At 38.5% G+C, this 26801-nt stretch carries 32 protein-coding genes and 1 riboswitch; of the genes, 7 read left to right on the forward strand and 25 right to left on the reverse strand.

The genetic code is table 11. From position 1 onward, the window contains the following. Window positions 1-54: 54 nt before the first annotated feature. Complete coding sequence (locus BN2425_RS09030; RefSeq protein WP_042457952.1) at window positions 55-687, reverse strand: CBS domain-containing protein; 633 nt, start codon at window positions 685-687, stop codon at window positions 55-57. A gap of 144 nt (window positions 688-831) precedes the next feature. Here BN2425_RS09030 and BN2425_RS09035 point away from each other — a divergent pair, with 144 nt between their 5' ends. The 3 genes from BN2425_RS09035 to BN2425_RS09045 are packed head-to-tail and all read left to right on the forward strand — an operon-like array spanning window position 832 to window position 1916. Continuing rightward, window positions 832-1062 (forward strand): spore coat associated protein CotJA, encoded by a 231-nt coding sequence (locus BN2425_RS09035; RefSeq protein ID WP_042457954.1) that lies wholly within the window; start codon window positions 832-834, stop codon window positions 1060-1062. Further along, window positions 1059-1319: a spore coat protein CotJB gene (locus tag BN2425_RS09040; protein WP_042457956.1), complete on the forward strand. Its 261-nt coding sequence runs from the start codon at window positions 1059-1061 to the stop codon at window positions 1317-1319. Before BN2425_RS09035 ends, BN2425_RS09040 begins: the two co-directional genes overlap by 4 nt. 27 nt (window positions 1320-1346) lie before the next feature. Next, a complete protein-coding gene (locus BN2425_RS09045) occupies window positions 1347-1916 on the forward strand; it encodes a manganese catalase family protein (protein WP_042457959.1) in 570 nt (189 codons plus the stop codon). Between the two features lie 33 nt (window positions 1917-1949). Here the strand turns inward: BN2425_RS09045 and BN2425_RS09050 are convergent, their stop codons facing one another. The 5 genes from BN2425_RS09050 to BN2425_RS09070 all read right to left on the reverse strand — a co-directional run bounded on the left by BN2425_RS09050 (window position 1950) and on the right by BN2425_RS09070 (window position 6360). Beyond that, complete coding sequence (locus tag BN2425_RS09050) at window positions 1950-2405, reverse strand: YpbF family protein (protein ID WP_042457963.1); 456 nt, start codon at window positions 2403-2405, stop codon at window positions 1950-1952. A 97-nt stretch (window positions 2406-2502) separates the two neighbouring features. Continuing rightward, window positions 2503-3222, reverse strand: coding sequence for a LysM peptidoglycan-binding domain-containing protein (locus BN2425_RS09055; protein ID WP_042457968.1), 720 nt, complete (start codon window positions 3220-3222; stop codon window positions 2503-2505). Continuing rightward, window positions 3215-3823, reverse strand: coding sequence for a CPBP family intramembrane glutamic endopeptidase (locus BN2425_RS09060; RefSeq protein WP_042457971.1), 609 nt, complete (start codon window positions 3821-3823; stop codon window positions 3215-3217). Before BN2425_RS09060 ends, BN2425_RS09055 begins: the two co-directional genes overlap by 8 nt. 9 nt (window positions 3824-3832) lie before the next feature. Beyond that, window positions 3833-5323 (reverse strand): RecQ family ATP-dependent DNA helicase, encoded by a 1491-nt coding sequence (locus tag BN2425_RS09065; RefSeq protein WP_042457974.1) that lies wholly within the window; start codon window positions 5321-5323, stop codon window positions 3833-3835. Beyond that, entirely contained in the window at window positions 5323-6360 is a 1038-nt protein-coding gene (locus tag BN2425_RS09070; RefSeq protein WP_042457978.1) for a helix-turn-helix domain-containing protein, read from the reverse strand. Before BN2425_RS09070 ends, BN2425_RS09065 begins: the two co-directional genes overlap by 1 nt. Before the next feature lie 236 nt (window positions 6361-6596). On the opposite strand from BN2425_RS09070, the gene BN2425_RS09075 reads away from it, so the two are divergent. Further along, complete coding sequence (locus tag BN2425_RS09075; RefSeq protein WP_042457981.1) at window positions 6597-6845, forward strand: ferredoxin; 249 nt, start codon at window positions 6597-6599, stop codon at window positions 6843-6845. Window positions 6846-6970: 125 nt separating this feature from the next. On the opposite strand, the gene BN2425_RS09080 is transcribed toward BN2425_RS09075, so the two are convergent. The 18 genes from BN2425_RS09080 to BN2425_RS09165 all read right to left on the reverse strand — a co-directional run bounded on the left by BN2425_RS09080 (window position 6971) and on the right by BN2425_RS09165 (window position 23724). Next, complete coding sequence (locus tag BN2425_RS09080; protein ID WP_042457983.1) at window positions 6971-7537, reverse strand: ECF transporter S component; 567 nt, start codon at window positions 7535-7537, stop codon at window positions 6971-6973. 155 nt (window positions 7538-7692) lie between these two features. Then, window positions 7693-7828: riboswitch (FMN riboswitch) on the reverse strand. Window positions 7829-7908: 80 nt separating this feature from the next. Further along, complete coding sequence (locus BN2425_RS23420) at window positions 7909-8670, reverse strand: peptidoglycan DD-metalloendopeptidase family protein (RefSeq protein ID WP_042457985.1); 762 nt, start codon at window positions 8668-8670, stop codon at window positions 7909-7911. A gap of 172 nt (window positions 8671-8842) precedes the next feature. Then, the gene (locus BN2425_RS09090) at window positions 8843-9991 is read right to left on the reverse strand and encodes a hypothetical protein (RefSeq protein WP_042457988.1); all 1149 of its coding nucleotides are present in this window, start codon (window positions 9989-9991) and stop codon (window positions 8843-8845) included. Then, on the reverse strand, window positions 9966-10517 hold the full coding sequence (gene sigX / locus BN2425_RS09095; RefSeq protein WP_042457991.1) for an RNA polymerase sigma factor SigX: 552 nt from the start codon (window positions 10515-10517) through the stop codon (window positions 9966-9968). The genes BN2425_RS09090 and sigX overlap by 26 nt, the downstream gene beginning before the upstream one ends. Before the next feature lie 226 nt (window positions 10518-10743). Further along, window positions 10744-12522 (reverse strand): ATP-binding protein, encoded by a 1779-nt coding sequence (locus BN2425_RS09100; protein ID WP_042457993.1) that lies wholly within the window; start codon window positions 12520-12522, stop codon window positions 10744-10746. After that, window positions 12519-13235 carry a response regulator transcription factor gene (locus tag BN2425_RS09105; RefSeq protein WP_042457997.1) on the reverse strand — a complete coding sequence of 239 codons (717 nt, stop codon included), beginning with the start codon at window positions 13233-13235 and terminating at the stop codon, window positions 12519-12521. Before BN2425_RS09105 ends, BN2425_RS09100 begins: the two co-directional genes overlap by 4 nt. 260 nt (window positions 13236-13495) lie before the next feature. Continuing rightward, complete coding sequence (gene ccsB / locus BN2425_RS09110; RefSeq protein WP_042457999.1) at window positions 13496-14683, reverse strand: c-type cytochrome biogenesis protein CcsB; 1188 nt, start codon at window positions 14681-14683, stop codon at window positions 13496-13498. Continuing rightward, entirely contained in the window at window positions 14684-16309 is a 1626-nt protein-coding gene (resB, locus tag BN2425_RS09115; protein ID WP_042458001.1) for a cytochrome c biogenesis protein ResB, read from the reverse strand. It lies immediately after the preceding gene. A 34-nt stretch (window positions 16310-16343) separates the two neighbouring features. Beyond that, window positions 16344-16868 (reverse strand): thiol-disulfide oxidoreductase ResA, encoded by a 525-nt coding sequence (resA, locus tag BN2425_RS09120; RefSeq protein WP_042458003.1) that lies wholly within the window; start codon window positions 16866-16868, stop codon window positions 16344-16346. Between the two features lie 98 nt (window positions 16869-16966). Beyond that, complete coding sequence (gene rluB / locus BN2425_RS09125) at window positions 16967-17704, reverse strand: 23S rRNA pseudouridine(2605) synthase RluB (RefSeq protein WP_042458006.1); 738 nt, start codon at window positions 17702-17704, stop codon at window positions 16967-16969. A 201-nt stretch (window positions 17705-17905) separates the two neighbouring features. Beyond that, entirely contained in the window at window positions 17906-18442 is a 537-nt protein-coding gene (locus BN2425_RS09130) for a spore maturation protein (protein ID WP_042458112.1), read from the reverse strand. Window positions 18443-18446: 4 nt separating this feature from the next. Beyond that, entirely contained in the window at window positions 18447-19034 is a 588-nt protein-coding gene (locus BN2425_RS09135) for a nucleoside recognition domain-containing protein (RefSeq protein ID WP_042458009.1), read from the reverse strand. Then, a complete protein-coding gene (locus BN2425_RS09140; RefSeq protein WP_042458011.1) occupies window positions 19027-20166 on the reverse strand; it encodes a D-alanyl-D-alanine carboxypeptidase family protein in 1140 nt (379 codons plus the stop codon). Before BN2425_RS09140 ends, BN2425_RS09135 begins: the two co-directional genes overlap by 8 nt. A gap of 173 nt (window positions 20167-20339) precedes the next feature. After that, window positions 20340-21233, reverse strand: coding sequence for a superoxide dismutase (locus tag BN2425_RS09145; protein ID WP_042458014.1), 894 nt, complete (start codon window positions 21231-21233; stop codon window positions 20340-20342). Between the two features lie 108 nt (window positions 21234-21341). Next, window positions 21342-21830 (reverse strand): YpuI family protein, encoded by a 489-nt coding sequence (locus BN2425_RS09150; protein WP_042458016.1) that lies wholly within the window; start codon window positions 21828-21830, stop codon window positions 21342-21344. Between the two features lie 32 nt (window positions 21831-21862). Then, window positions 21863-22282, reverse strand: a complete 420-nt coding sequence (locus BN2425_RS09155; protein WP_042458018.1) for a hypothetical protein — start codon at window positions 22280-22282, stop codon at window positions 21863-21865. A 99-nt stretch (window positions 22283-22381) separates the two neighbouring features. Further along, window positions 22382-22969 carry an SMC-Scp complex subunit ScpB gene (scpB, locus tag BN2425_RS09160; RefSeq protein ID WP_042458021.1) on the reverse strand — a complete coding sequence of 196 codons (588 nt, stop codon included), beginning with the start codon at window positions 22967-22969 and terminating at the stop codon, window positions 22382-22384. Between the two features lie 2 nt (window positions 22970-22971). Then, on the reverse strand, window positions 22972-23724 hold the full coding sequence (locus BN2425_RS09165) for a segregation/condensation protein A (RefSeq protein WP_042458115.1): 753 nt from the start codon (window positions 23722-23724) through the stop codon (window positions 22972-22974). A 186-nt stretch (window positions 23725-23910) separates the two neighbouring features. Here BN2425_RS09165 and BN2425_RS09170 point away from each other — a divergent pair, with 186 nt between their 5' ends. Further along, complete coding sequence (locus BN2425_RS09170) at window positions 23911-24009, forward strand: YjcZ family sporulation protein (RefSeq protein WP_074433033.1); 99 nt, start codon at window positions 23911-23913, stop codon at window positions 24007-24009. A gap of 269 nt (window positions 24010-24278) precedes the next feature. Continuing rightward, on the forward strand, window positions 24279-24800 hold the full coding sequence (locus tag BN2425_RS09175) for a DUF309 domain-containing protein (protein WP_042458024.1): 522 nt from the start codon (window positions 24279-24281) through the stop codon (window positions 24798-24800). A gap of 18 nt (window positions 24801-24818) precedes the next feature. Here the strand turns inward: BN2425_RS09175 and BN2425_RS09180 are convergent, their stop codons facing one another. Beyond that, complete coding sequence (locus tag BN2425_RS09180) at window positions 24819-25169, reverse strand: GNAT family N-acetyltransferase (RefSeq protein WP_042458027.1); 351 nt, start codon at window positions 25167-25169, stop codon at window positions 24819-24821. A 483-nt stretch (window positions 25170-25652) separates the two neighbouring features. Here BN2425_RS09180 and BN2425_RS09185 point away from each other — a divergent pair, with 483 nt between their 5' ends. Then, window positions 25653-26516 (forward strand): DUF1002 domain-containing protein, encoded by an 864-nt coding sequence (locus BN2425_RS09185; RefSeq protein WP_042458028.1) that lies wholly within the window; start codon window positions 25653-25655, stop codon window positions 26514-26516. The last annotated feature ends 285 nt before the right edge of the window (window positions 26517-26801 follow it).

Genomic DNA, 26801 nt, shown 5'->3' on the forward strand with positions numbered 1-26801 from the left:
GAGTTAAAAAATCAACATTAACGTTTAACAGAGCCTTAACCTTAAATCTTAAAGTTAAATCTCTTGAATGCTCAAGATTCGGAATCCATGTTCTTCAAGCTTTTTCACAAATTTATCAATATTATTCTTCTTTTCAATTTTCATGACGATTCTTCTAACGAGTTTATCCGTTTCATCAAATGTTACAAATGATATAATATGCTCGTGGAATTGATGGGCTATTTCAGAAAGACGGGCGATACGGCCTTCCGTTTCAACGGATGTAAATGCAATTCTAATGCCTGGGCGATTTACGCCAAACGCACTTTCAAAAGCACCTAAAACGTCCGAACGGGTGACAACCCCCATAAAAGAACGATTATCATCAACTACCGCCAATAATGGAAAGTCTTTCAGGTCCAAAAGAGTTTTTTCAAATAATTCGGCCCCCTGCAGAAACTTGTCAGCATGCGAAATGACTTCTTCCACTAAAGTGGTGTTTACGTATTCTTCCCTCGACTTATTTAATTGAAAGAATTTCTTATAAATATTATATCTGGTTGCCACGCCAACATATTGATTGCCCTTTAGGACCGGCACGCCGTCAATTTTGTGTTCCTCTAACTTCTCCAAAGTTTCCTTAACGGTTGCGTCAGCTTGTACCGTGATGCATTCGTGCTTTGGAATCATCATATTTTTTACGAACATTTCCCCATCACCTCGAGTATTAATGTTTCCCACTATTATATTTCGACAAACTTGAAAAAAAAACCTTTACCTCAAAAACATTAAAGTCATGATTTTAATAAAATTTTCATATGATTAACTGATGTTAGTTAAAGGAGGGATTTAATGAGCACTCATTTTAAGACATACCATCCTTATGTAAGTCCTTTCGACCCCTGTCCACCTATTTTAGAGAAGGCCTATTCCACTCCGCCAAATTTATATATGGGTTTCCAGCCGCCTAATCTTCCACAGTTTTCACCGATAGAAGCACTTAAAGCAGGTACACTATGGAAGGCATTTTATGATCCATGGTATGGGCCGCTTGAGCCTGGAAAAGGAGGGCTTCCTCAATGAAACAGGTCCCTGCCGAATATTATCAGTTAATGGAACAACTTCAAGCAGTGGATTTTGTGTTGGTTGAATTAACTTTATATCTTGACACGCATAACGATGATCTTGAAGCCATCAACCAATTTAATCATTATGCAAAGGAACGAAAACATTTGAAGAAGGCCTTTGAAAGCCAGTTTGGGCCCTTACAGCAATTTGGAAACAGTTATTCCGGATACCCGTGGAATTGGGATGATTCCCCATGGCCATGGCAGCTGTAAGCTTATAAAAGGGAGGGATATAAGTAAATGTGGATTTACGAAAAAAAACTGCAATATCCTGTCCGCGTCAGTACCTGCAACCCAAAACTGGCCAAATACTTAATCGAACAGTACGGTGGCGCAGATGGAGAGCTATCTGCCGCTCTTCGTTACTTAAATCAAAGATACTCCATCCCCGACAAAGTAATCGGCCTTCTCACCGATATTGGAACGGAAGAGTTTGCCCACTTGGAAATGATTGCCACTATGGTATATAAATTGACAAAGGATGCCACCCCTGAACAGATTAAAGCTGCAGGCATTGAAGATCATTATGTCGACCATGATAAAGGATTATTTTACCATAACGCTGCTGGTGTCCCTTGGACCGCTTCATTTATCCAAGCAAAAGGCGACCCGATTGCAGACCTTTATGAAGACATTGCAGCAGAAGAAAAGGCAAGAGCGACCTATCAATGGATTATCAACTTAAGTGATGACCCTGATTTAAACGACGGATTACGTTTTCTAAGAGAACGGGAAATTGTCCATTCCCAGAGGTTTCGTGAAGCCGTTGAGATCTTAAAAGATGAACAAGGAAAAAAGAAAATCTTTTAAGTTGGGCAAGAAGCAGGACGAACCTGCTTCTTCTTATTTTTTTTCATGATATAGGTTAATATCATAGGTTTTTTTCATAACTTCAAAAACGATATGTCTATTTCTCCATTCTTCTTCTTTTTTCCATAAGTCTTTACTACGGTCAACTATCTCACAGCGAAGTTCTTGATATTCCTTTTCCTTCTTATCTTTTTGCTTTCTTAATATATTCATAGCACCATAGCTAATCATGGTTAAACCAAATAGAGGAACAGTCCAACGGTCATTGAGTGAAGCAGAAAACATAGAAAAAAAAGAATAGGAATAATATCTAGCAATGTAAAAGTAAAAATAAACAAAGAATATGATTGCAAGTGCAATGGTTATATAAATCGACCAAAAATGTTTTTTCTCTGCTATATCAAATTTTTCTTTTCTTTTCCTAACATTTTCCAACATTTGTTTCGTAGCCTCGTCTGTATGTTCCAGTAATCGGATTGGAGTATCCATTGTTATCCCTCCATTTCTCCTTATATACTTATGAACTTGTCCGGCAGAATATGTTTACGTCTATATAAAAAACCAATCCAAAACGGATTGGCAATTGTTATAAAGGTATTTTCAACACTTGACCTAAGTTAATTTGGTCACCAGTAAGATGATTTGCTTTTCGTATTGTGTCCATTCCTGTTTTCGAATGGTAATATTTTATAGCAATCCGATACAGCGTTTCTCCTGCCTGGACCTTATGATAGACAATCTTTGGGGCAGGCTCAGACTTTGCAGGAGCGGCGGTCTGCGTTGGCACTGGCGCATTTTTATCAGTTAAGTTGCTGCTGGTTTCGCCAGTTTGGACCTGCTGGGCAGGCTCCGGTGGCGTCGGTTCCGCCATTTGTGCTTGTGCCTCCCCTGTTTCAATTTGAGTACCGCTCGTTTCAGGAACTTCCGACTGGTCTGTTTCTTGGCTGCTTTCCACCGGTTCAGTTTCTACCTCACGTGGGGCCTGATTAGGCTTCTCAGGTTTTGACTTTTCCAGATTAATAGTTTCATACCCAACCGAATCTCCGGACGTTTTTTTCGTCCCGGGTAATGTTTTTCCGTCAAGGTAAGAAATAACACTGAAAATAATTAGAGGAAGAAGAATGAAGGAAAGGACAAGCAATCGAATGACCGGGTATTTCAACTTCCAATTAAATTTATTTTTCTTTTGGCGATGCAATTGTTCTCTCGGAGGAAGTTGGTCATTTGAATCAATTGTTTCATTTATCTTTTGGATCCGCTGTTTTAATCTTTCCGCCTGTTCGCGATATGGTTCTTCTTTATTCATCGTCTGCTTCCTCCTGTATATCTATTCTTGGAGAATGTTTAAATTTTATATAGATTCCTAATAAAAAATCAATGACAAAGTGCATCATAATAGTAACAGCCAAGTTGCCAGACCATTGATAGATAAATCCTATCAAAAGACTGAGGGAAACAATATTCACAAATAAGTACCAATTAAACAGATAACGATAATGTATAACAGCAAAAATGATACTAGCAAAAATAAGACCAACTTTAGTTTGAATGATTCCTCGAAATAACAATTCTTCACTAAAGGAAACGATTGCGGCAATGATCAAGATATGGAAGAAACCTCTATTACGAAAAATTCGATTATTTAATCCGCCATCATCATAATAAGAGTCTGGCAGCCATTTCATTAATAATACATCTAAAATGACGACCGAAATTCCAGCTGTAAGTCCTATAGTTACAATTCTGACATCCAAAAGTTGGATCATTTTCAAATAAGCAAAATCATCAAATAAAATGATTCCGAGAATAAACGAAACAATCAGGAGAATCATCTGTGTCAAATACAAATGAGATAGTAACTCCCGGTCGGTTAAGCTAGTTATAAGTTCATTATACTTGTTTTTCATTCCCTCAACTCACAATGAATTTAATAATTTGGTAAGATACATCTGCCACGTTTCGTCCGCTTCCGTCATTTTGGTAGGCTTGTTCGCCGCATGATAATTATGCAAATCAAATCCACATATATCACAGCAGCTTTCAGGTCTATCAGATAGAGTTTCATCGAAATATTCAAGTACTCCCTGCCTGCGGCAGGTTTTCGATTCCACCCACTTCTTCATTCGATATATATTATTTCTTTTTACAGTTAACCGTTCATATACATATGCTTTTAACGTTCCCTTTAAATCTTCAAGTTCTGAAAAATTGTCTGGCAGTTGTTCCAGAAAGTTTTGTAATAGTCGCCACTGGAGCTCTGAAAAACCACCTTGCTCTCTTAGCTCTGGCTTTAGCAAGCTCTCACCGGATTGCATATCTTGCAAGAGTTTATGGAACAGCCAGTCGATTTGTTGTTCTGCCGGCAGTTCACTTTCCGCAAGTTGAATAGGAAGTATCTCATCTCCTGGCGAAAATAATAATATGGCTACACTTGGGAGCCCATCACGCCCAGCCCTGCCAATTTCCTGAAGATAAGATTCCATTTGCATGGGCATATGAAAGTGGATAATAAACCGAATGTTTTCTTTGTTTACTCCCATACCAAAAGCGCTAGTTGCACAAATAATGTCAAGCTGATTATGGATAAATTGCTGTTGAATTAATATTCTGGAGTTTGGGTCCATACCTCCATGATAAGAGCTTGTTCTGCAGTCACTATGTTCATTAAGAAGAGCTGCCATTTGATCAGCAGCCTTTTTGCTAGAAAAATAAATAATTCCTGGTTTTTCAAGCCGCTTCACTAGTTCTAAGACGCGCTTTTCCTTTTCATGGTAATCCCGAATTTCCTCCACATGAAAAGCAATATTGGGACGGTCAATCGAGGACTCAACTTTGGTCACATCCGTAATTCCAAGTGATTTTAGAATGTCGTCTCTAACCTTTTTGGTTGCTGTAGCCGTTAGGGCAAGTGTTAACGGGTTCCTTAGTTTCTCACGTACATCACCGAGTTTGGAATAATCAGGACGAAAGTCATATCCCCACTGTGAAATACAATGTGCCTCATCAACAACAAATAATGAAATTGAAAGTTCCTGAAGCTTTCTAATAATAAAGGGCACCTTTAGCATTTCGGGTGAAATAAATATATATTTATAATTTGATAAGCGATTTAAGACAACATTTTTCTCTGTTGCAGAAAGAAAAGAATTTAAAGCAACTACCCGTTTTTCTCCGAACCGCTTAAATTGCTCAACTTGGTCCTGCATCAATGACAATAGAGGTGATATGATGAGAACCTGGCCTTTCAAGATAAGACCGGGCAGTTGATAACATAAAGATTTACCCGTTCCTGTGGGAAGCATGGCTAATGTGTGGTTTCCTGCCAGTATCGAGGAAATCACTTGCTTCTGACCCGGTTTAAACTCGGTATAACCAAATCTGGTTTTGAGAAGCCTTTCTAATTCCATCATTTAACACCATACCTCGCTAATACTAATCTTATTTGAAAATAACTGGCAGTCTGCACTTTATTTTTAATCAGCTTTAATTGCTTCGTTTCGATTTCTTCTGAGACATCCAAAATTTCCTTCTGCAAGCTGGGACTGACATAGGAATCAATGGAAAGGTCAGGCAAGTGCAATGCAAGCTCGACAAAATGGTCTTCAATCGTACTGACTTTTAAATTTCTACTTAAAGCTATTTGGTCTAGGTCATATCCCTGATTCCATAGCTCCCATGTTCTTTGTGAAGATGCCGTTAAGAGACTGCTTGACTGCAAGTTGCGAAATAATGTCTGTAAGATGGGGAAGTTTACTCTATTTTGATCAATTTCCTCCATCAAGAAATGCAATATATTGATAAACTCAGTATGGTAGTCATAACTGTCGAAACAAAATTTTTTAGCTGCTTGCTCCGCTGTTAACCCTATTTGCCGGTAACCTGATAAGCGATATACCAAGATCGATGGGTCTACTCCAGGACTATCCTTAAAACAGGAAAATAACTCTGTCAAAACCGCACTGCCGATTTTCCTCTTAGGAATGTTTAGTTCTCGCAGAACCACTTTAATCCAATCATGAACCTGTTGATTTTTTTGAATTGGAATATAGTTTGTCTCCTGGTATGCAAGGTTGGATGCCACCTGAATAAGTAGTGACAATCTTTCCCAAAACTGATTTGTGTGCTGGTGATGGTCCCAACCATTTAAGTACTTTGGAATCCTGCAGGTCTTTAATTGCTCTTCTCCAATCGTTGTTAAACCATATCGTTGCTGACCCATACCTTGAATTTTTTTATGGCTATCCATGCCATGAATAATTTCTTCAAAGGATTCTCTAGTCATTTGGTCAAACACTCCAAAGAATCTTTTCAAATCAAATAAATGGGCATCTTGGATGGTTTGCGATGATTTTTTTCCATTCAGGAGATGAAAAATGGAGAATACAGTCCTTTCCCCATTTAACTGTTTTAAGCAGAATAAAATAATTGTTTCAATTTGTTCCATTCCCACCACTTCTGGTTATTTCGACATTTTCCTTTCTATTTTAACATGAAACTACAGTAGATGTTGCTTGAAAATAGCGAAGTTGAGTAATAAAACAAACCGTTGGGGAGACTAGCACTTTTCTATTGAAAAGTTATCGTTACACCTTTACAATATAAATGAGTAATGCGTTTTCCATATATAATTATGGGGAATAGTACCAAATTATTTTGTGATATAACTGGGAGGTTTTTTTCATGGCAAAGTATACGATTGTTGACAAGGAAACATGTATCGCATGTGGTGCATGTGGCGCAGCTGCACCAGATATTTATGATTATGATGATGAAGGTATTGCCTTTGTTACACTTGATGATAATGAAGGTATTGTTGAAATTCCTGATGTTTTAATTGATGACATGATGGATGCATTCGAAGGCTGCCCAACTGACTCTATTAAGGTTGCTGACGAACCATTTAATGGTGATGCTACTAAATTTGAGTAAAAGTCTTCATATTGGATATATTAAGCTATAGTCCCCCGCATATCCCGCGGGGGTTTCTTTTTGTATCGGTAAAAAATCCTGATTGCAACAAGAAAAAGCAGCCCAATGGCTGCTTTTCTTGTGTATTAAGCACTTTTTATGGTTGTATGTTTATTAATCCATGCTTGCATTCGAACGAATAGAAGCATAAAGATCAGTGACATTACGATACCCTTTATAAGGTTAAATGGCAGAACGGCTGGCACGACAAGATTTCTCATATCAGGGTAGTGCAATAAAGCCGTATAAGCTGGCAAGATAACTAGATAATTAAGGACACTCATCATAACCGCCATTGTAATTGATCCAGCAACCAAACCAAGGGTCATCCCTTTTTTTGTTTTCAGCTTGTTGTATACAAAGTATGTTGGCAAAATAAACAAGATTCCTGCTGCAAAGTTAGCAAGATGCCCCACTGGAATCCCTGTCTGACTTCCGGTTGCAATATAATTTAGGATATTTTTAAAAAGCTCGACTAATACCCCGGCAAGTGGCCCAAACATGAGGGCAGCAATCAACGCAGGAATATCGCTGAAATCAATGAATAAGAAATTCGGAAACATTGGCAACGGAAAGTTTAGCAGCATCAAAAGATATGAAATACTACTTAGCATCCCAATTGCAACCATTGCCTTTACCTTATTATTCTTCATTTTTCCTCTCTCCTTTTTTTCGATCCATCATGTTTAGGAAGAGAGGTTCAGCACTAATCGACCTAATATAAAACTCCCTCAATATAAATTGAGGGAGTTAATAAGGCACGCTTAAATAAACGTTCAAACATTATTTTTTTGAACGCATGCAGAACCTCCATCTTCTCCCATCCAGACTATACTGTCGGCTTTGGAATCGCACCAAATCCTGCCTATAAAGGCTCGCGGGCTCTAGAATTCATTAATTCTAATACCGCCGATCGGGAATTTCACCCTGCCCCGAAGATAGATCATATTAAGTTTCTATTTTATTATACTTAAAAACAAACCATTTGTTAAGTACTTGTGTTTACTTTCATTAATAATTCACATTATCTTAAAATTAATACTTGGGCAGGTTTAATGATGTCAGTGGCTAAATGGTTAAGCTCCTTTATTTTGCTAATAGTAGTGTTACTTTTCCTTGATATGGAGTACAGAGTATCACCTGGCTCAACAACATATTGATTGACCAGTGGTTGTGCATTCGGAGATTGAGTTTTATGTTCCATCTGCGCCTGCAGCTGCAAACTCACCTCTACCACGTCACCTGCACTGGTCTTCCCCCCCCGGACAGTCTCGCCAACCTCAGCCTTTCCAAACACCATTTCTGGATTAATCGCGAATTTTTTATCGTATCTCCACTCTAATTGGTGTGATTCAAAATGAAGATGGACACCTGTAGCTTGTCCTGTTTGCCCCATATAACCAATTACTTCACCCTGTTTAACCCTCTGACCTTGAGCGGCATTTCGTTTATTTAAATGTGCATATACTGTTACGAATTGATTGGGATGCTTAATAAAAATCACATTCCCGTATGTATCGGAGAAATACGATTTCTCCACCACACCTTCATCTACTGATAAAATAGGGGTATTTATATCCCCTGCAATATCTATACCCTTATGTTTTCCTTGTCTAGTCCCGTAAATATCTGAAATGATCCCATCAGCTGGCCAAATCCAGTGGTCCTTTACCCCTTTTAGATCCTCCAACACTGCAGCTTGCGAATGCCTGCCACCTAAGAATAACAAACTTACACAAACAGCCATTAGAATGGCAATTAAAAACCGTTTAACATAATCACGCATTTGTAAACCTTTCCTCCTTAGAACTTGTCCTCTCCTACCATATGTTTCCTTGCATAAATTTAGAACATTTGGCATAGAGAGGTTCGGCCTAACATACTTGTTATAATTTGGAGTCTTTTGCAGTTTTATTCAAAAAAAAATAAATCAACCAAAGTGGTTGATTTAAAATGAGCTAAAAGTCACGCTTATTCGGAGCTACCGGTACATCTATCGCTTTTGTCAAATCAAACGGACCAATAGTTGAAACTGGCGGATTCGAAACGGAAACTTTATCAAATCCAAAATCTTTAGCCGTTAGTAAAATCGCTTCAAGGGATAGCAATGTTTGCTGATTATCCTCAAGTGCCGCATTACTTTTGAAGGATATAATCAGCGTTTTCCCTTCACTTGCCACGTTTTCTATGCCAAACGACGGCAAAATAGATTTTTGTAAGTTTGTCTTTGGGGGGTCTCCCATCATGGCCCCAAATGCCGACTGGACATCGTTATACGGTGTATCATCATATGGCACGATAAAAGGCTGTTCACTGCCCTGCGGATAATAAAAGAAGAATGCCCGGTTCTTGTCATTACTGACAGTTAATTGGTCCTCTATGCCTGTATTTCCAAATTCAATGCCTGTATTTCCGCCAGTTGAAAGTTCAATTTGCTTGATGGTGCTATTGGAAGCAACATCCTTTTTTAATGAATTAATAAATAACCGCTCATTTGCCGACCCTTGGCCATATTGATGGCCGTAGGGGACATCAACTAAAACTACGTTCTTTTGTTGGTCAATGTTCACGGATGCATTTAACGGATAATAATCCGTCAACCCCCATTCAGGCTCCTTAAGTTCTGATGCCTTTTCATTAAACAGCTCAACCCAAGTTTTCCCTTGCGTTTCCGTCACAATATTCGAGACAGGAACAAGGAATTCGGCCTGTTCATCTGGGATCCAGTACGTTAATACCTGTCCATTACCAATTTCATCTGCATAAATGGCAGTTCTTTCTGCTTCTGATGCAACAGAAGTCATCTCCCGTTTATCTGCTGTGCTTTTCTGGGATGCTTCCTTTTTTACTTCACCTGTTTGTGCTGATTCACGATCAGCAGCTTTATCCGTGGAATGCTGATTTCCATCCATAAATTTAGGCACCAATATAAAGAAAAGAAATAATGCTGCTATTGCTGCAATACTAGGAAACACCCATTGTATAGATTTCCGCTTCCTTTGGGGAATATTTTGATAAATGTCACGAGGATGGCGATTATCTTCTATCTTTGGCATTTGTTTAAGTAATTGTATTAGTTCCTCATCGCTCCACTCTGACTTTCTCACCGGTTTTTCCCTCCTTTTCATAAAAGGTCTCCATCTGCCGTTTTAAGACCTTTAATGAGCGATGCTGTGTTGTTTTGACTTTACTTTCTGTCCACCCTAATGCTTGAGCAGTTTCTGCAATTGATAAATCTTGAATAAACCTTAAAATAATCACCGCTCTTTGATCCACTGTACAGTATTGCAGACATTTATACATCCACTGTATTTCTTCTCTCTTTACAGCAATTTCTTCTGGTATTGGATAATCATCCTTTACTTGATTATCAGACCAATCAAACTTCTCGAGAATTCTTTCCTTCCACCCTTTTTGCTTTCTGAAATAGTCAATGGCCACATTCCTGGCGATAGAAAATAGCCAAGTTTTCTCACTGCTTTTTCCTTCAAACCGATCATAAGACTTAAATACCCTGATATAGACTTCTTGGACGAGATCTTCTGCCTGCTCCCTATTTCTAACCATATAGAATAAAAATTGAAATACGTCATGATGATATTTTTCATAGAGTTCATCGAAAACGGAGTCCATTTATTTCCCTCCCCGTTCAAAATATTAGTCGATAATTATGTATAAAAGGTTTCATCTTAATAAATATAGACTTTTTTCCAGTAAAAAGGAAGGCACTGTTTGAATAAAAAGGATGACCCTAAAAACATGAGTCATCCCTACAATTGTAATGGTTTCCTTAATAGCTAATTTCCCAGCAATGTTTCTCGTGAATCAAGAACAATCGGCAAATTCCCACTTAATTTTCCTATTTTTGCGGGAGCAAAAACGAAAATGTCGTTCCTTGCCCAAGTTTACTGCGCACGGAAATTTGGCCACGATGGGCATCAATAATATTTTTTGCAATGGCAAGCCCTAGACCGGTCCCCGATTTTCCACGTGTCCTGGCCTTATCTGCTTTATAAAACCTTTCAAACACAAATGGAAGATCCTCTTCAGAAATACCTGAGCCGGAATCCTCCACCTCGATTCTAATTCCCTTATCCTCCAAAGCAGCTTTTAAAATCACTGAGCCACCTTGTGGAGTATGGCGTATAGCATTATCAATCAGGTTGGTCAGCACCTGTTCAACACGATCGGGGTCAATGTAGATGACTGGAAGTCCTTCTTCAATTTCAGCAGATAAATAAATCCCGTTTTCTTTAGCATAGCCCTGGAACTTGTGAATAATCCTTTGAGTGAAACCCGATATATTCACTTCTTCTATTGTAAGTTGAATGTGTCCGGCTTCCATCCTGGCTAAATCTAACAATTCATTCACGAGTCTGCCCATTCTAAGAGATTCATCATAAATCACTTTTGCCATTTCTCGTTTTTCTTCCTGAGTTTGCGCGATATCATCTACAATGGCCTCACTATACCCTTGTAACATGGAAATAGGAGTTCTAAGTTCGTGTGATACATTGGCAATAAAGTCTTTTCTCATCTTTTCCAATTGTCTTTCTTCCGTCATATCACGTAATACTGCAACCGCACCTCGGATAAATTGATTACTGTATAACGGACTGACAAGAATAACCCAATGCCGCCCTTGAAGTGAAAACTCCCCAATCTGCTCACTCTCTGTATCTACAGCTTTTTGGAAAAGCACCATCACTTGGGATGGTATACCTTCATTCGAACGATTCTCACCAGTTTCATAATACCAATATTGAAGGAAGCGGTCTGCAGGCGGATTGGTAATCAAAATGGTGCCATCCCGGTTAAAGGTGATTACCCCATCAGCCATACTGCTAAGGATGCTTGCCAGCTGTTCCTTTTCTTGATTGAGTGCATTCATATTAAACTTTAACTGCCTGCCCATTTGATTAAATGCCGTAGCCAATTCGCCAATTTCATCATGTGTCAAGATTGGTACTTTTGTATCAAATTTCCCTTTAGCCACTTCAAAAGCAGCCTCTCTCATTTTTCTGAGTGGAGCCGTAATTCTGGTTGACAAAAAGAAAGCAAAAATAGTGGTTAATATAATGGCCACACCCGCAACGAGCAAAATAAACTTGGTAGCCGAACGGGAAGTCTCTTGCATAATTTCTAATGACTGATAAATAAAAACAGCGCCATTTTCCTGGTTGGAAAAATGAAGCGGCACACCAATAATCGAATAATTTGACTCATTGTTTCCCTTGCTGTTTGCAGAAATAGTCGTTATCTTCTCAACAGGCTGGTTTCCTTGAAATACTTTTGACAGTTCTGAATCGGATTTAATATCAGATAGCGTTAATTTGTCTTCTTTTTCTATGTTAGGAGAGTAATAAATCTCTTTATCATTTTTTACTACTACTACTTTTGTGAAATCATCGATCATTTCCCATGAGACTTCAAGACCTAATTGGAATTCTTCGTTGGGATGTTCTTCTAGAATATGGGCAATTTTCTCAGCTGTATTGGTTAGATCATTCTTGGTTTCGGTAATGCTGTAGTTTTGGAAGTACTCAAGCAGCATGACTGTTAAAATAAACAGTACAAATGCAACTAGCAAAATAATAGTAAACCATAGCTTACCTACAACACTTCTCAGGAAGGTCATTCATTAATTACCTCAAATTTATAACCGACTCCCCATACTGTGACAATCATTCTTGCCGCCTCCTCGGAGACCTTGTTCAATTTTTCCCGAAGGCGTTTTACATGTGTGTCAACTGTACGCAGATCACCAAAAAATTCATAATGCCAAACTTCTTTCAGTAATTGTTCACGATCAAACACTTTATCTGGTGCTTTTGAAAGAAAATAAAGAAGCTCGTATTCTTTTGGCGTTAAGCTGACTTCTTTCCCATCCGCAGTTACTCGGTGTGCATCATTATCAATGGTTAAATGTGGGAATACAATGACATCTTTGGTGGTCGTTTCCGTCTGAAGATAGCTGGTTTGAGATGCTCTCCGTAAGATCGCTTTGACCCGTAAAACCACTTCCCGAGGGCTAAATGGTTTCACAATATAATCATCGGTGCCCACTTCAAAGCCTTGAACTCGGTTGACTTCCTCACCCTTGGCCGTTAACATAATGACTGGAGTAGCTTTTTTCTCTCTCAGTTCACGGCAGACCTCAATTCCATCTTTGCCTGGCATCATTAAATCAAGCAGGATGACGTCATAATCATTGGCTAACGCTTTTGACAGCGCTTCATTACCATCTTCCGCCTCATCAATAATATATTCTTCCCTTTCTAAATACATCTTTAGTAAGCGGCGAATTCTTTCTTCATCATCAACGACTAAAATTTTAACGTCTTTTTCCATAATAATTCCCCCTATGAAGTTAATTTTACAAAATGGTCACCATTTTTGCTAGATTTTCTAAGGAATTACTCCTATAAAAAGTGTCAATAATTTGACAACCTCATTTTTACTAGTAAATTCATTATTTTATTTAGGCTCTGCTAAACTTTGTTGATTTCCGCTCCAGTCAACAGAGTAAAAAAATCAATATTTTTGTTTAACAGAGCCTTTATTTAAAAGCCTTCACTCATTATGAAAGTGAAGGCTTTATAATGGGTTTCCTAGGAACCCGCATATGAGTGGAGACCGGCAATCACAAGGTTGACAGCCACAAGGTTAAACATAATAATAACAAAACCGACAACAGCAAGCCAGGCTGATTTTTCACCATGCCAACCTTTAGAAAGGCGAAGATGCAAGAAGGCTGCATAGAATAACCAAGTGATTAGTGCCCAAACCTCTTTAGGGTCCCAGCCCCAGAAACGGGACCAAGCCATATGGGCCCAAATCATGGCAAAAATCAGTGCCCCCAAAGTAAACACTGGGAATCCGATTAATACCGATCGGTAGCTAATTTCATCGACAAAATCAAGTTTAATATTTTTCACTAAAGGTTGTAAGGCGGCTGATATTCGCTTTCTTAGAACTAGCCGGATAATTACGTACAGCACAATACCGCCGATAAGCGACCACACAACTGTGTTTAACTTTTTAGCATTAATGAAGGCTGGCACACTAACAAGCGGGTTTAAACCGCCCTCTGTCAGCAATTGTCCTTCATGCGGTCCAATTAAAGCAGGCATAGAGTAGTCTAGTGTAGCCTCATTGTCATGCTTATCGACCCACGAGAATTCTTCATGATAATCGGCTGCTGAAAATATTGAGGATACTGCCACAAATCCAAGAACGGCAACTAGCGAAAACATGATGACTTCAAGCCAAAAGGTTTTCTTGGAACGCGTTGATTGATCAATCCCCTTCACTAGATAAATGAGACCGGCAGCAAAGCTTATCGCCAAAATAGCTTCCCCAATTGCTGCAGTGGTAACATGAATATGAAGCCAATAACTTTGTAATGCAGGGATTAACGGTGTAATCTCACGCGGAAACATACTGGCATAAGCGATGATAAGGATCGCTACTGGCATTGTGAATAATCCCAGTAACGTTGTCCGATAAATGAAATAAATAACGATAAATGCTCCTACTAATGCCATTCCAAAAAAAGTCGTAAATTCAAACATATTGCTTACCGGTGCATGTTTAGCGGCTATCCATCTCGTAATAAAATATCCCAGTTGTGCTATAAAACCGATAATAGTTAGAGAAACAGCAATTTTCCCCCACTTGTTTGTTTCTCTTTTACCCTGATTGGCTCTTTTTTCCTTAATTGATCCACCATAAAATAGGATCGACACTAAATAAAGAATAAAGGCAATAAATAATAAATTACTGCTTAATCCTGCCAACTAAGCTCCCTCCTGTTCCTCTTTTTCTGCTTGTAATTGGTCCACAGGAATATTTAACTCCGTATTCTCTATACAAGCTTCAATTTCTTGTTTTAGACCATACCAGTTTTTGTTCGTATGCGCCGCAATCCAAACTTGTCCATTTTTTCTTTGGATCCAAATACGACGATGGTTCCAATATGCCCCCTGAACAACACCAATCATAAAGATGATACCACCTAAAATAATCGCCCATAAGGATGAATCCTTCCGCACTGTAAATCCTGAAACATTTTTGGTCTCGATTCCCTTAAACGACATCTTATACGTATTTTCACCAAAAGGTTCAATTGTTTGCTTGATCGCAACAAAACTTGTTTCCCCCTCCGGTTTTTCGGGGGAAATCATCCGAAACACAAATGCAGGATTATTTGGTACACGGGACTTAGTCGATGGTTCCTTATTTTTGTCAAATTCAAAATCTGGGAAATATTCTATAATTTCAACTGAGTAGCCATTCCCCAGGTCGTAATGAGACTTTGGATTCACTAGACTAATCGTTAAATCGCCAACTGATTGATTGGTCTGTTTATTCGTTAACGAAAAGGTCATTGAATTAAGTTCGCTTCTATAGGAAGATTGAAATATAGAATAGCCATCAAACGTTAGAGGATGATTGACTCGGACTTTATATTCCTTTACTTTTTCTAGTTTTGGCTCTTCTCCTGGAAGGCTTTCACTCTTCTTCTGATAAAGCTCCACATTGGACTGATAATTTTTAACCACCTGCCCAGCACGTTCAATAGCTTCCTCAAAAGTTTTATCCTTGTTCTTATCGTAGGTTTGTAAGATAAATTGGTTGTTTTTTAGATAAAACTGCTCTCCCGTCTCTGGGACTAAAGCAGTTTCTCCTTCACGGACCCATAAATCCTCATTTACATACATACCCGGAATAAATCGAAGCATTCCGCCAAATAAAAAGATAATTAATCCAATATGATTCACATATGGACCCCACCGGGAAAATCGACCTTTTTCGGCTAATAAGTCGCCATTTTCTTCACGAATTTGATAACGCTTAGCTTTCAGATGTTCCTTGACTAACTTTAAGTCATGGTCACTGAAATTAGAAGTGGTTCCAAATACCCGCTGACGCTTTAAAAAGCCTTCATTTCTCGTTACTCTTTGTGCCTTTAACGCTTTATAAAGAGGGATTACCCTATCAAGGCTGCAAATGACCAACGAAACACCAATCATGGCAATCAGTAATAGATACCACCAAGACCCATATAAATCGTGAAAGCCCAGCTGATAGTACATTTTTCCAAACCAGCCATATTCCTGTTCATAATACACTTCTGGAGGCAGGTTTATATACATTTCCTGGGGAAGAATTGTTCCAAGTATGGAAGCAATAAGTGTAAGTACAATCAGCCATACCCCAACTTTTACTGACGAAAAGAAATTCCAAATTTTATCGACAATTGTTTTATTATAGGTTTGTGATCTCCTGGCACTGCCCTCGTATCGCATGTCTAGCAATTGGCTTTTTTTCTCTTCCTGTTCATCAAGCACTTTTCCGCAGGCTTCACAGAGAACGGTCCCATGTGGATTCACATGTCCGCATTCACATTTTACCTGTTCCATTTTAAAAACTCCCTACACCATAAGCATAAATCCCTTATGGCTTTATTTTCTCCATAAATTTCCTAACCATATTTTCAGTTAGTTCTCCCGTATAATACTTTACTACTTTTCCATTTTTATCTATTAAGAAGGTAGCAGGAAGCTGGTCAACATCATAAGCAGTCATAACTTCTTTTTCAGAATCGATCATGACAGGAAAATCAAGTTCATATCGGTCAATAAATTTATTAACGGCAAGTTCTGATTCCTGGATATCAACTGAAAGTACCTGTACCCCCTGGTCCTTAAATTGATTATACTCGTTGTTAATGTAGGGCATTTCTTTTTTACAAGGTGGACACCATGTTCCCCAGAAATTCAAAAATACCCCCTGTCCACGATAATCGGACAGTCGATGCTTGTTGCCTTGCATGTCTGTTAAAACGAAATCAGGTGCAGTATCATTGACCGCCACCTTTTGTTTATTGTCCATCGCAAAGTTTGAATACAATGAGTAAACAACGGCAGCTCCTAGTATAAGCAGGATGATCGTCCTTATAACTAATCGCCGTTTTTTCATAACCAACCCTCCATTGCCCTGTCCAAAAAAGCTATTTTAAATTATATCATTTTGTAATCCGTTCATAGTGGTAACACGAATTGGTAATTGTGACGTTTTTATGACTTTTTTCCAGAGGTATCTAATGCTAGAGTCCTTAATTGTTTCACCTCATGGGGAGTTAATTCACGCGCTTCCCCCGGTTTAAGTCCGCTTAAAGTTAAAAAGCCGTAACGTTCACGTTTTAGTTTAATGACTTCATGACCAATTGCTTCAAACATCCTTCTTACTTGGCGGTTTCTTCCTTCATGGATACTGATTTCGACTATAGCAGTCTGCTTTTTCTTGTCAAAGGATAACATTTTGACCCTTGCAGGAGCTGTTTTGCCATCTTCAAGCTGGATCCCCTTTTCCAGTTTTCGAAGACTTTCCTTCAATGGCACCCCTTTAACCTTTGCTACATATACCTTCTCAATCTCATGACTTGGGTGCATCAGCAAATGGGCAAAATCTCCATCGTTCGTGAGTAAAATTAATCCAGAAGTATCATAATCCAATCGACCAATTGGGTAAATTCTTTCTTTAATCTCCGAAAAAAAGTCAGTGACGACTTTTCTTCCTTTTTCATCACTTACGCTCGTGATGACGCCTCTAGGCTTATATAATAGGAAATAAACGGGAACCTCCTTCTCGAGCGGAATTTCATTTACCTCTACCCTGTCGGATCCTGAAACCTTCACCCCCAGTTCGGTGACAACTTTTCCATTAACTTTCACTTTTCCATCTTTAATCAGTTCTTCTGCTTTTCTTCGGGAGGCAATCCCAGCACGAGCAATTACTTTTTGCAATCTTTCCACAAACTTCACCTCAAAATTTGCCAATTAATCAAACTATTCTTATACGTCTATAGGAATTTTTTACTTTCTAAAGATGAACAAATAGTCCATTCTAATGAATTATGACACAAAATCTTCACTTTTCAAAGTAATGGCTATTAGGCAGCATAAAAAAAAGTAAGTCTTCCGTATTGAAGACTTACTTTTACTAAAATAACATTTTCATTTTGTTCCAAATATAAGTACAACTACGACAATTGCAGCGATAATTCCTGCAACATCAGCCAGTAGGCCAACTTTTAAGGCATCACCCATTTTTTTGATTCCAACCGCCCCGAAGTAAACGGTTAACACATAAAAAGTGGTATCTGTACTTCCTTGGAGTACAGAGGCCAGCCGCCCGATAAATGAATCCGGACCATAATTTGCGATTAAATCACTTGTCATGCCTAACGCTGCTGTCCCAGATATCGGCCTAATTAATAGCAATGGAACAATTTCTGCCGGTATACCGATGGTTTGCATAAAAGGTCTTACCCAGTTCATCAACGCCTCTAATGCACCTGATGCCCGAAAAATCGAGATGGCAACTAACATCCCTACTAGAAAGGGAATGATTTGAAAAGCAATTTTTATCCCTTCCTTGCCGCCTTCAACAAAACTCTCATAGGTTGGAACCTTTTTAAATGTACCATACAAAAGAATAAAGCCAATTAATAATGGGATAAACGTCATTGAAATCAACGAAATTAGTGCCATTTTTTCACCCTTTTCGGCTTTTGCGGTAATAAAAATAACGATCAATTAGTACAGCACTTACTGCCGAAAGTACGGTGGCAATTATGGTGGGCACAACTATTTCGGTTGGTGCTGCAGAATGATAAGTCATCCTAATAGCGATTACCGTGGTGGGTACAATGGTAATACTGGCTGTATTGATTGCCAAGAAGGTAACCATTGACCTTGATGCAGTGTCTTTGCCACCATTTAACTTCTGTAATTCTTCCATCGCCTTGATTCCCAAAGGTGTTGCCGCATTACCTAACCCAAACATATTGGATATCATATTCGACAGCATGTAGCCCATTGCTGGGTGGTGAACCGGTACTTCAGGGAAAAGCCTCTTTACCAGAGGGCGAAACAACTTTGATAGCTTATCCAATAGTCCGGACTCCTGGGCAATTCTCATCATTCCCAGCCAGAATACCAGAACACTGATCAGACCGATACAAAGTGTAACTGCTTCTTTAGCACCATCAAAAACGGCTTTGTTCACTTCCCCCATTGTCCCATTAAACAGAGCAAACACAATTCCAGCAACCGTCATAATGACCCATATATAATTAACCATTGTTATCTACTCCTATAAATGAAAAGAATAATTCCTTTACGTGATCCAGGAGCCCCTTTTTTTGTTCTGGCTTATTTCGATAAAAAATGGCAGTTTCACTGACAGCCCGCCCGTCTAAATAGATTATGGCTTTACCTACTTTCACTTCACGGTTGTTTTGCCAGCTTTTTTGCGGTTTATTCAACTTATATTTAACAGAGAACATATCCATTTCATCACCTGTTGCAGGGTAAACAATGGTATTCTTAATATAAATATGATCCTTATAAAATGAATGGTTGACATCGCTTATTATTCCTTTTGTTAACACCTCCGCCATGTCATAACTTTTAAATCCTGATTCATACATGGTAATATGGTCATTCCAATCATCAGGTCCGTTTAATGTTACGGCAATTAAATTCATATCCCCTTTAGAGGCAGTAGTAACAAGGGTTCTTTTCGCCAATTTTGTATAGCCTGTTTTTCCCCCTGTTGCATATTTATATTTTGTAAGCAGCCGATTTTTGTTTCTCCAGACATACTCCCAATTCTCTGAAGGATTGTCGGTACGGTACACCTTGGTCCCAGCTATTTTTTGATACGTCTTATTTTGCATGGCATATCTTGTTAACAAGGCCATGTCATAAGCAGTTGAGTAATGATTATCAGAGTCATCCAGCCCATGCGGATTGGAAAAGTGGGTATCCAGCATGCCAATTTCTCTTGCTTTTTGATTCATTAAAAGCGCAAATCCATCGACACTACCCCCGATATATTCGGCGATGGCTACGGCTGAGTCATTCCCTGAACGGAGCATCAGCCCGTATACCAAATCTTTAAGCTTCATTTTCGTCCCTGGTTTTAAATAAATTGATGAGCCTTCAGCCCGAACTGCTTTTTCGCTGATTGGCACATATTGCTCCATTTTTCCCGATTCAATCGCAATAATAGCCGTCATAATTTTTGTAATACTTGCGATTCTCCTCTGTTTATGTGCCTCTTTCTCAAAAAGGATACGGCCCGATTTTTGCTCCATCAAAACCGCACTTGCCGCACTGACTGAAACTTCCGCCTTTGCCTTTTGAGGGATATTAACCGCTAATAACAAGACAATGAGGGAATAAACTATTAGACTCCAAAACTTTTTCATTATGTATACCTCGTCCCCCCTGTTAATTTAATAAAAGTCTATGCGGGACTAGCTTTGATATGACAACTAAATTCGAACAAGCTAGTACATGTCCACAGAAGTAATCGAAATTTCCCAGAAGCAATACAAAAAAGACAACCCCTAATTTAGATGGGATGCCTCTTACCCTGTCATTATATTCCTGGTGTATTGTCTAGAGCTTTTTCTAATCTCATTTCGACATTATGCCAATATACTACATTCCACCAGTTGTTTATATACTCTGCCCTGTTATTTTTATATTGAAGATAATAAGCATGTTCCCACACATCCAGAACCAAAAGTGGAACAGTCGTCCATTGTGTCAACTGCATATGCCGTTCAGATTGTAAAATTTCCAAGTGTCCAGCCATTGGTGACCAAACCAATAATGCCCACCCTGAACCTTCCACCTGTTTCGCCGCCTCCGAAAACTGATGTTTAAACGCAGCAAAACTACCAAAGTACCGATTGATTTCATCTTGTAACAGACCTTTTGGCTGTCCTCCCCCATGGGGATTCATGTTATGCCAAAAGATGGTATGCAGATAATGGCCAGAGCCATGGAAGGCAAGCTCGCGAGACCAATGCTTAATTAATGAAAAATCTTTAGTCTCCCTTGCTTTTTTTAAGCTCCGTTCCGCGTTGTTTAACCCATCTACATAGGAACGGTGATGCTTATCGTGATGAAGCCTCATAATTTCTTCCGAGATATAGGGCTCTAACGCATGATAAGCATAAGGAAGTTTAGGAAGAGTATGTTCACCCGGAGAAAGCTTAGGTGCCTCTGTCCAAATGGTACCTACCCCCTGTCCTTGCTTCCGTGCAAAATAATTCTCCATCTTCTCATGAATATGCTCCACTTTAGCTTGAAGGCTAAGAAGCTGTTCCGTGGATAGCTCTTGATTCACATTTTCAATAAGTTCGGTAAATTCATCCAATTGCTGCCAAAGCTCAGCATCTTGCTCCACCTGTTCAGAATGAAGAAAGTGTCTCATTTGCTCATTCCAGACAAATAGATCATTCACATATTGATTAAACCGATTCATACGATCCCCTCATTCCAACTGTATCTTGTTTTACTGTATGAAGGGTAAAATTCATTAAGACCAAAAGAAGCTGACCACAAAAATGGGTCAGCCTCATCATCACGTTGGTTATTTAGATTGCATCATTTTTGTACGATAATCGGTCTCATAATATTCGAGCTCTTCCCTGATACGCTGGAAATCGCCTTCTAGGCCTTTAATAAGTTGTACAATGCTCTCTGGAACACTTCGATAAAATTTAATTGAATTTCTTCCAGTATAGGCAGAACGGCTATTTTCATACCATGCATCGTTTTTTGGCGCAAAAAATTCTTCGATGCATTGGTGGTAGATTCTATATAATGTCTTTTCAGCAGCAGCCTTTTGAAATGGCTCACTTTGTAAAATAACAGCACATGCATCCAGACCTTCTTCACTGTAAACGGCTAGTTTCCGAAGATGTGAAAAAACCAATTTAATATAATTGCTATCTTCTTCACTTTCCAAACTCCACTGGGATACCGTGCTTTCGTTTAAAAAATCCTGTATGGTTGTACTGGTTTTGCTTAGGAACCCCTTTACATCTTGAAGCTGTGAATGAACTAATGTGTTTCCCATACTTATCCCCCTATAGTCGACTGGAATCAAGATTATTGCTGCTGTAAAACAAAATCCAATGGTAATCGCAGTTCATACCCTTTGTTTTGCTTTAGTGCTAGAAATATTTCAGGCAATTTTTCAAAATTAATCCCTTGAAAATATGAGGAAAACTCATGTTTAGAATTAATATATAGCCGTTTACGGCCCCTGAGACCTGAATTCTTTAACAAGCAGACAAGTGCCACAATATCCTTAAAGTAAATATTCTCCTCTTGCATGCTGAAAACAGGATCTTGCTGATAAGGAGTGAATTCAGAAATTAATTGATCAAAATATCTGATATACAGCACGTGCAGCGTTCTTTCTTCTCCATTTTCCATATAAGTCACTTCACTTCTGTTAAAAAAGTCCTCAGAAGTATTTGATTTTTCTTTCTCTAATTCATATCCTTTAGACTGAATAATTAGCAACTTAAATCCCGCTCCTTACCTGTAGATACAACATTGCCCATGAAATTGCAATAGGATTGTATATTTCTATTTTAGCATAGATTACTATTCTAATTGTATTTAGGAGTTAATTGTTTCCTGAAATTTTTCAAAAAATAAATCTGCTTCCTCCTGCACATATTCCTCTTCTACTTTTTCAGGCAGGGGAGGAAGTTCGTCCAGACTTTTCAGGCCGAAATAATCAAGAAATTCTTTTGTCGTACCATATAGATATGCCCGGCCAGTTCCCTCTGAACGTCCGACTTCTTTTATTAACGCTTTTGCAGTTAACGTATGAAGCGGGCGCTCTGTTTTCACACCTCTAATTTCTTCAATTTCCGCTCGGGTTATCGGCTGTCTATAGGCAATAATCGCTAATGTTTCCAAGGCAGCTTGTGATAAGGTCGAAGTATGGGGAGAATCTACAAGTTTTTTTAGATAAGCGGAATTTTCCTTTTTGGTTGCAAGCTGAAACGTGCCTGCCAGCTGAACCATCATAATTCCTCTCGTTTCGTTTTTTTCATACTCTTGTCTCAAATCCTCAATGACTTCACTAGCTTTGAATTCATCGACCTCCAGGACCTCAGCGATTTGCTTTATGGTTAACCCTTCATCCCCCGCTGCAAACAAAAGACTTTCCAATATACTAGTCCAATTAATGAGATTCAATCCTATTGAGCTCCTTTCTTAACTGCTTCTATAAAGATTTCAGAAAAATTCCCGTCTTGCTGGGCATCGATTTCTTTCCGTTTCATTAGTTCTAAAATAGCTAAAAAAGTTACCACTATTTGCTCCTTTGAAGGATCATCAAATAAATCGTAAAATTCCTTCCGCCCTTTTAGCTGATGCAGTTCACCCATAATTTCTGTCATTCGTGTTTCAATGGAAACCTCTTGCCGAGTAATCTTAGTTGTCATCGGACGCTGCAGTTTCTTTCTACGCATTAATTTTTGAAAAGCGGCAAGCATATCGTAAAGGGATATATCAAGCTCAGTTTTCACAGGCTGAACATTCCTTGCAAAGTTCGATAGGTCGCTAGGCGGCTTTGTATAAATTAATCCGCGTTCCTCTTCCATTTCTTTCAATTCATGAGCAGCTTCCTTGTATTTACGGTATTCAATTAGTCGTTCAACCAATTCATCCCTAGGGTCTTCTTCGTAAATACTCTCAGGGTCCTCATATTCAATTTCATCATGTTTAGGCAATAGCATTTTGCTTTTTAACTGCAGAAGCTCTGCTGCCATCACTAGATACTCACTTGCTACATCAAGTTTCAGTTCATTCATTGTGTGTATATAAATTAAATATTGTTCGGTAATCTGTGCAACTGGAATATCATATATATCAATCTCAAGCCGATTGATTAAATGCAGCAACAAATCTAATGGACCTTCAAATGCATCAATTTTTACCTGATAAGGCATAATCTCACCAAAATTCTTGAAAATATATATCATTCTTTCGAAAACGACTATTAATAGTATAGAGGATTCATTGACCATATCCAATAGAAAAATCAACCTAATCATGATGTTTGCCCATAACACTGGTCAACCTCCCTACATATGATGACAAGGAAAAGAATAAATTTTAACAGGAGGTATATCATTATGGCTGATGGAGCTGGATTTGGTTTCGGCGGCGGATTTGCGTTAATCGTCGTTTTGTTCATTTTATTAATTATCGTGGGTGCTTCTTGGGTTTGGTAAAACGAAAAGCGTAAGCCCTGCTCAGCGCCATATGGAGCTCTCCAACTGAGATAAAGGAAACACGAAGAGCGGAGCGCATTCGTGTTTGACTTATCGCAGGGCGGTGAGCGAAGGCGTCTCGCCGCTAGGGTGCTGGAGCTGGACAATTCTCAAAGATTAAATGAGACCCGTCCTTTTGGCGGGTCTTTATGTTTTTAGGCATAATTTTGCAAATAAGCCTCTATAAATATGTTACACTTTACATATCCAGTAAGTGAGGGGGATTACTCTTGTACCCAAAGGAATATGTTGATTATTTGGTCCATTTTCACGGTGATCGTGATTATTTCGAATGTCATGAAATATTAGAAGAATATTGGAAAAAAACCGATCCAGGCAATAAGGACTCCATTTGGGTGGGCCTCATTTTGTTAGCAGTGTCTGCTTACCACCACCGCAGAAAGAATTTTCACGGTGCAAGGAAAACTTTAGAAAAAGCAATACCGATTTTTAAAAGCCATTCCAACTCAATTTTTCAGCTTGGAATAAATGAAGAGAAATTCACTGAATTATTAAGAAATCGTCTTCAATTAATAAACAAGAACCAAGCCTATGAAAGTTTTGCATTACCCATCGACGACCTTGATTTACAGCAATTATGTATCGACACTTGTAAAGAATATGGTTATATCTGGGGCGATGAAAGTAATATGGAAAATAAGGAATTGGTTCATCGCCATATGCTGCGTGATCGGACTTCAGTAATTGAGGAAAGGTACCAAGCTCAATTAGCTAAAAGAGGCGGCGAATAATGATTCGCTGCCTCTTAATTAACAAACATCGCACTTTTCAACAAATGCTGCTGTATCTTCATTTGAAATAATATTTCTATCTGGATACATATCTTTTAATGCTTTCACCATTCTTTTTCCAATCCCTTGAAAACGGTGAGAGGGATTAACAGAAATATGCTGAATTTCCAAAGAATTGGTTCCCGGATAAAATAAAACTCCAATTAACCCAATGATATCTTCTTCTTTCCATAAAAACAGCAGACGATTCTCCTCTGTTTCATATTCCTTCATCGTTTGCTGGAGTTTTTTTAAGTCCTTTTCATTGGGCATAAAGGACAATAAACCCATTGCAATTTTTTCAAAAGATTTTTTATAACGAATTAACATTTAGATCCCTCATTAAATTAAATAAACCGAAAATGTCTTGGTTTAACAATAATATATTTTTCCCATTTAACATCAATCATAAACTCTTTTATAATTTATGAATAAAGAAGGCTTATCGTTACTATCATTCATCATACCTAATTCCTAATAAATCATCAATTGAAATTATTATGAACTCCCCGGTGCAATAAATATCCAGAAGAAAATGCCCCAAACAATGGAAAGACTAATTAGGACACCAAGTAGAATCCAATTTGACCTTTTCATTATACCCTTTCCCCCAAAAGTATTAACCTTTTTCTACATTTTACACCAAGTAATTCAACAAATCCATCACCCTGCCGTCGAAATTAATCAAGAAAAAATACTATACTATGAAACTATTCAACTGTTTTTTTCGTTAATATCTTTAAAATAGTTTATATTAGTATAAGGAGAAGACTGTACCTTAAAAAACCTACGTTAATGTTAAGGAGGCAAATAATGAAAAAAATTGGCATACTATTATTGGCAGCTGTCTTGTTTATAAGTCCCATTCGCACCCTTGCGGATATGGCTGAAGGCGATATGATTGTTACTTTGGGTGAAAATCTAACAGAGGAACAAAAAGTAAAACTGCTTGATGAAATGGATGCTCCTAGTGATGTTCAAATTGTGACGGTTTCCAACCAGGAGGAACACCAATATTTAGGAAACTATATTGCAAAATCCCTGATTGGAACCAAAGCTATTTCTTCGTCTGCGATTACCATTGCTCCTTCGGGTTCTGGTGTATCCGTTAAAACAAAAAATATTAGCTGGGTTACAGATGAAATGTATATCAATGCGTTAATTACTGCTGGAGTAAAAGATGCAAATATTTATATTACCGCACCCTTTTCAGTATCTGGAACGGCAGCTTTAACAGGTATTATAAAAGCCTATGAGATTTCGGCCGACAAGACCATACCAGAAGAGGTAAAACAAGCTGCAAATGAGGAAATGGTTGAAACAGCTAAACTAGGGGACTCGATTGGAAAAGAAAATGCGGCTGCGTTAATTGCCAAAATTAAGGAAGAGATTGCAAAAAACAAGCCTGAAAATGATGAAGAATTAAAAAACATTATTGAACAGGCTGCTAAGGAATTAAATGTCACACTAACTGATGATCAAATCAAAAGTTTAATCGATTTATTTAATAAGCTTAAAAATTTGAATATAGATTGGAATCAAGTTGGTGATCAACTGAACAAAGCAAAGGATAAGATTACCAAGTTTCTTCAATCAGAGGAGGGCCAGGGATTTTTAGAAAAGCTTAAACAGTTCTTTATTTCGCTGATTGATGCTATTAAAGCTATTTTCGCTTAATGAAAAGGGGCTGTCCCATAAGTCCCTAAAATAAAAAAGGTGGAGTCGTTTTTCTCCACCTTCTTTTATTTCTGAAATGTTGGTGTGGTACCTTTCATTTTACAAGAAAAGAAAAGACGATTTTTTTTGGTTTTTTTAAAATTTGGCTATTTGGAGCCCAAACCTTATAGATTGCATCCTGTTGATTGGAGCGGAAGGCGCGAAGACTCCTGCGGGATGTAGAGGTCTCGGGAGACACAACAGGCGCAAGCCCGAGGAGGCTCCCGAAACCTCCCCGCGGAAAGC

This window comes from Neobacillus dielmonensis, assembly GCF_000612665.1.
Taxonomy (GTDB): domain Bacteria; phylum Bacillota; class Bacilli; order Bacillales; family Cytobacillaceae; genus Neobacillus; species Neobacillus dielmonensis.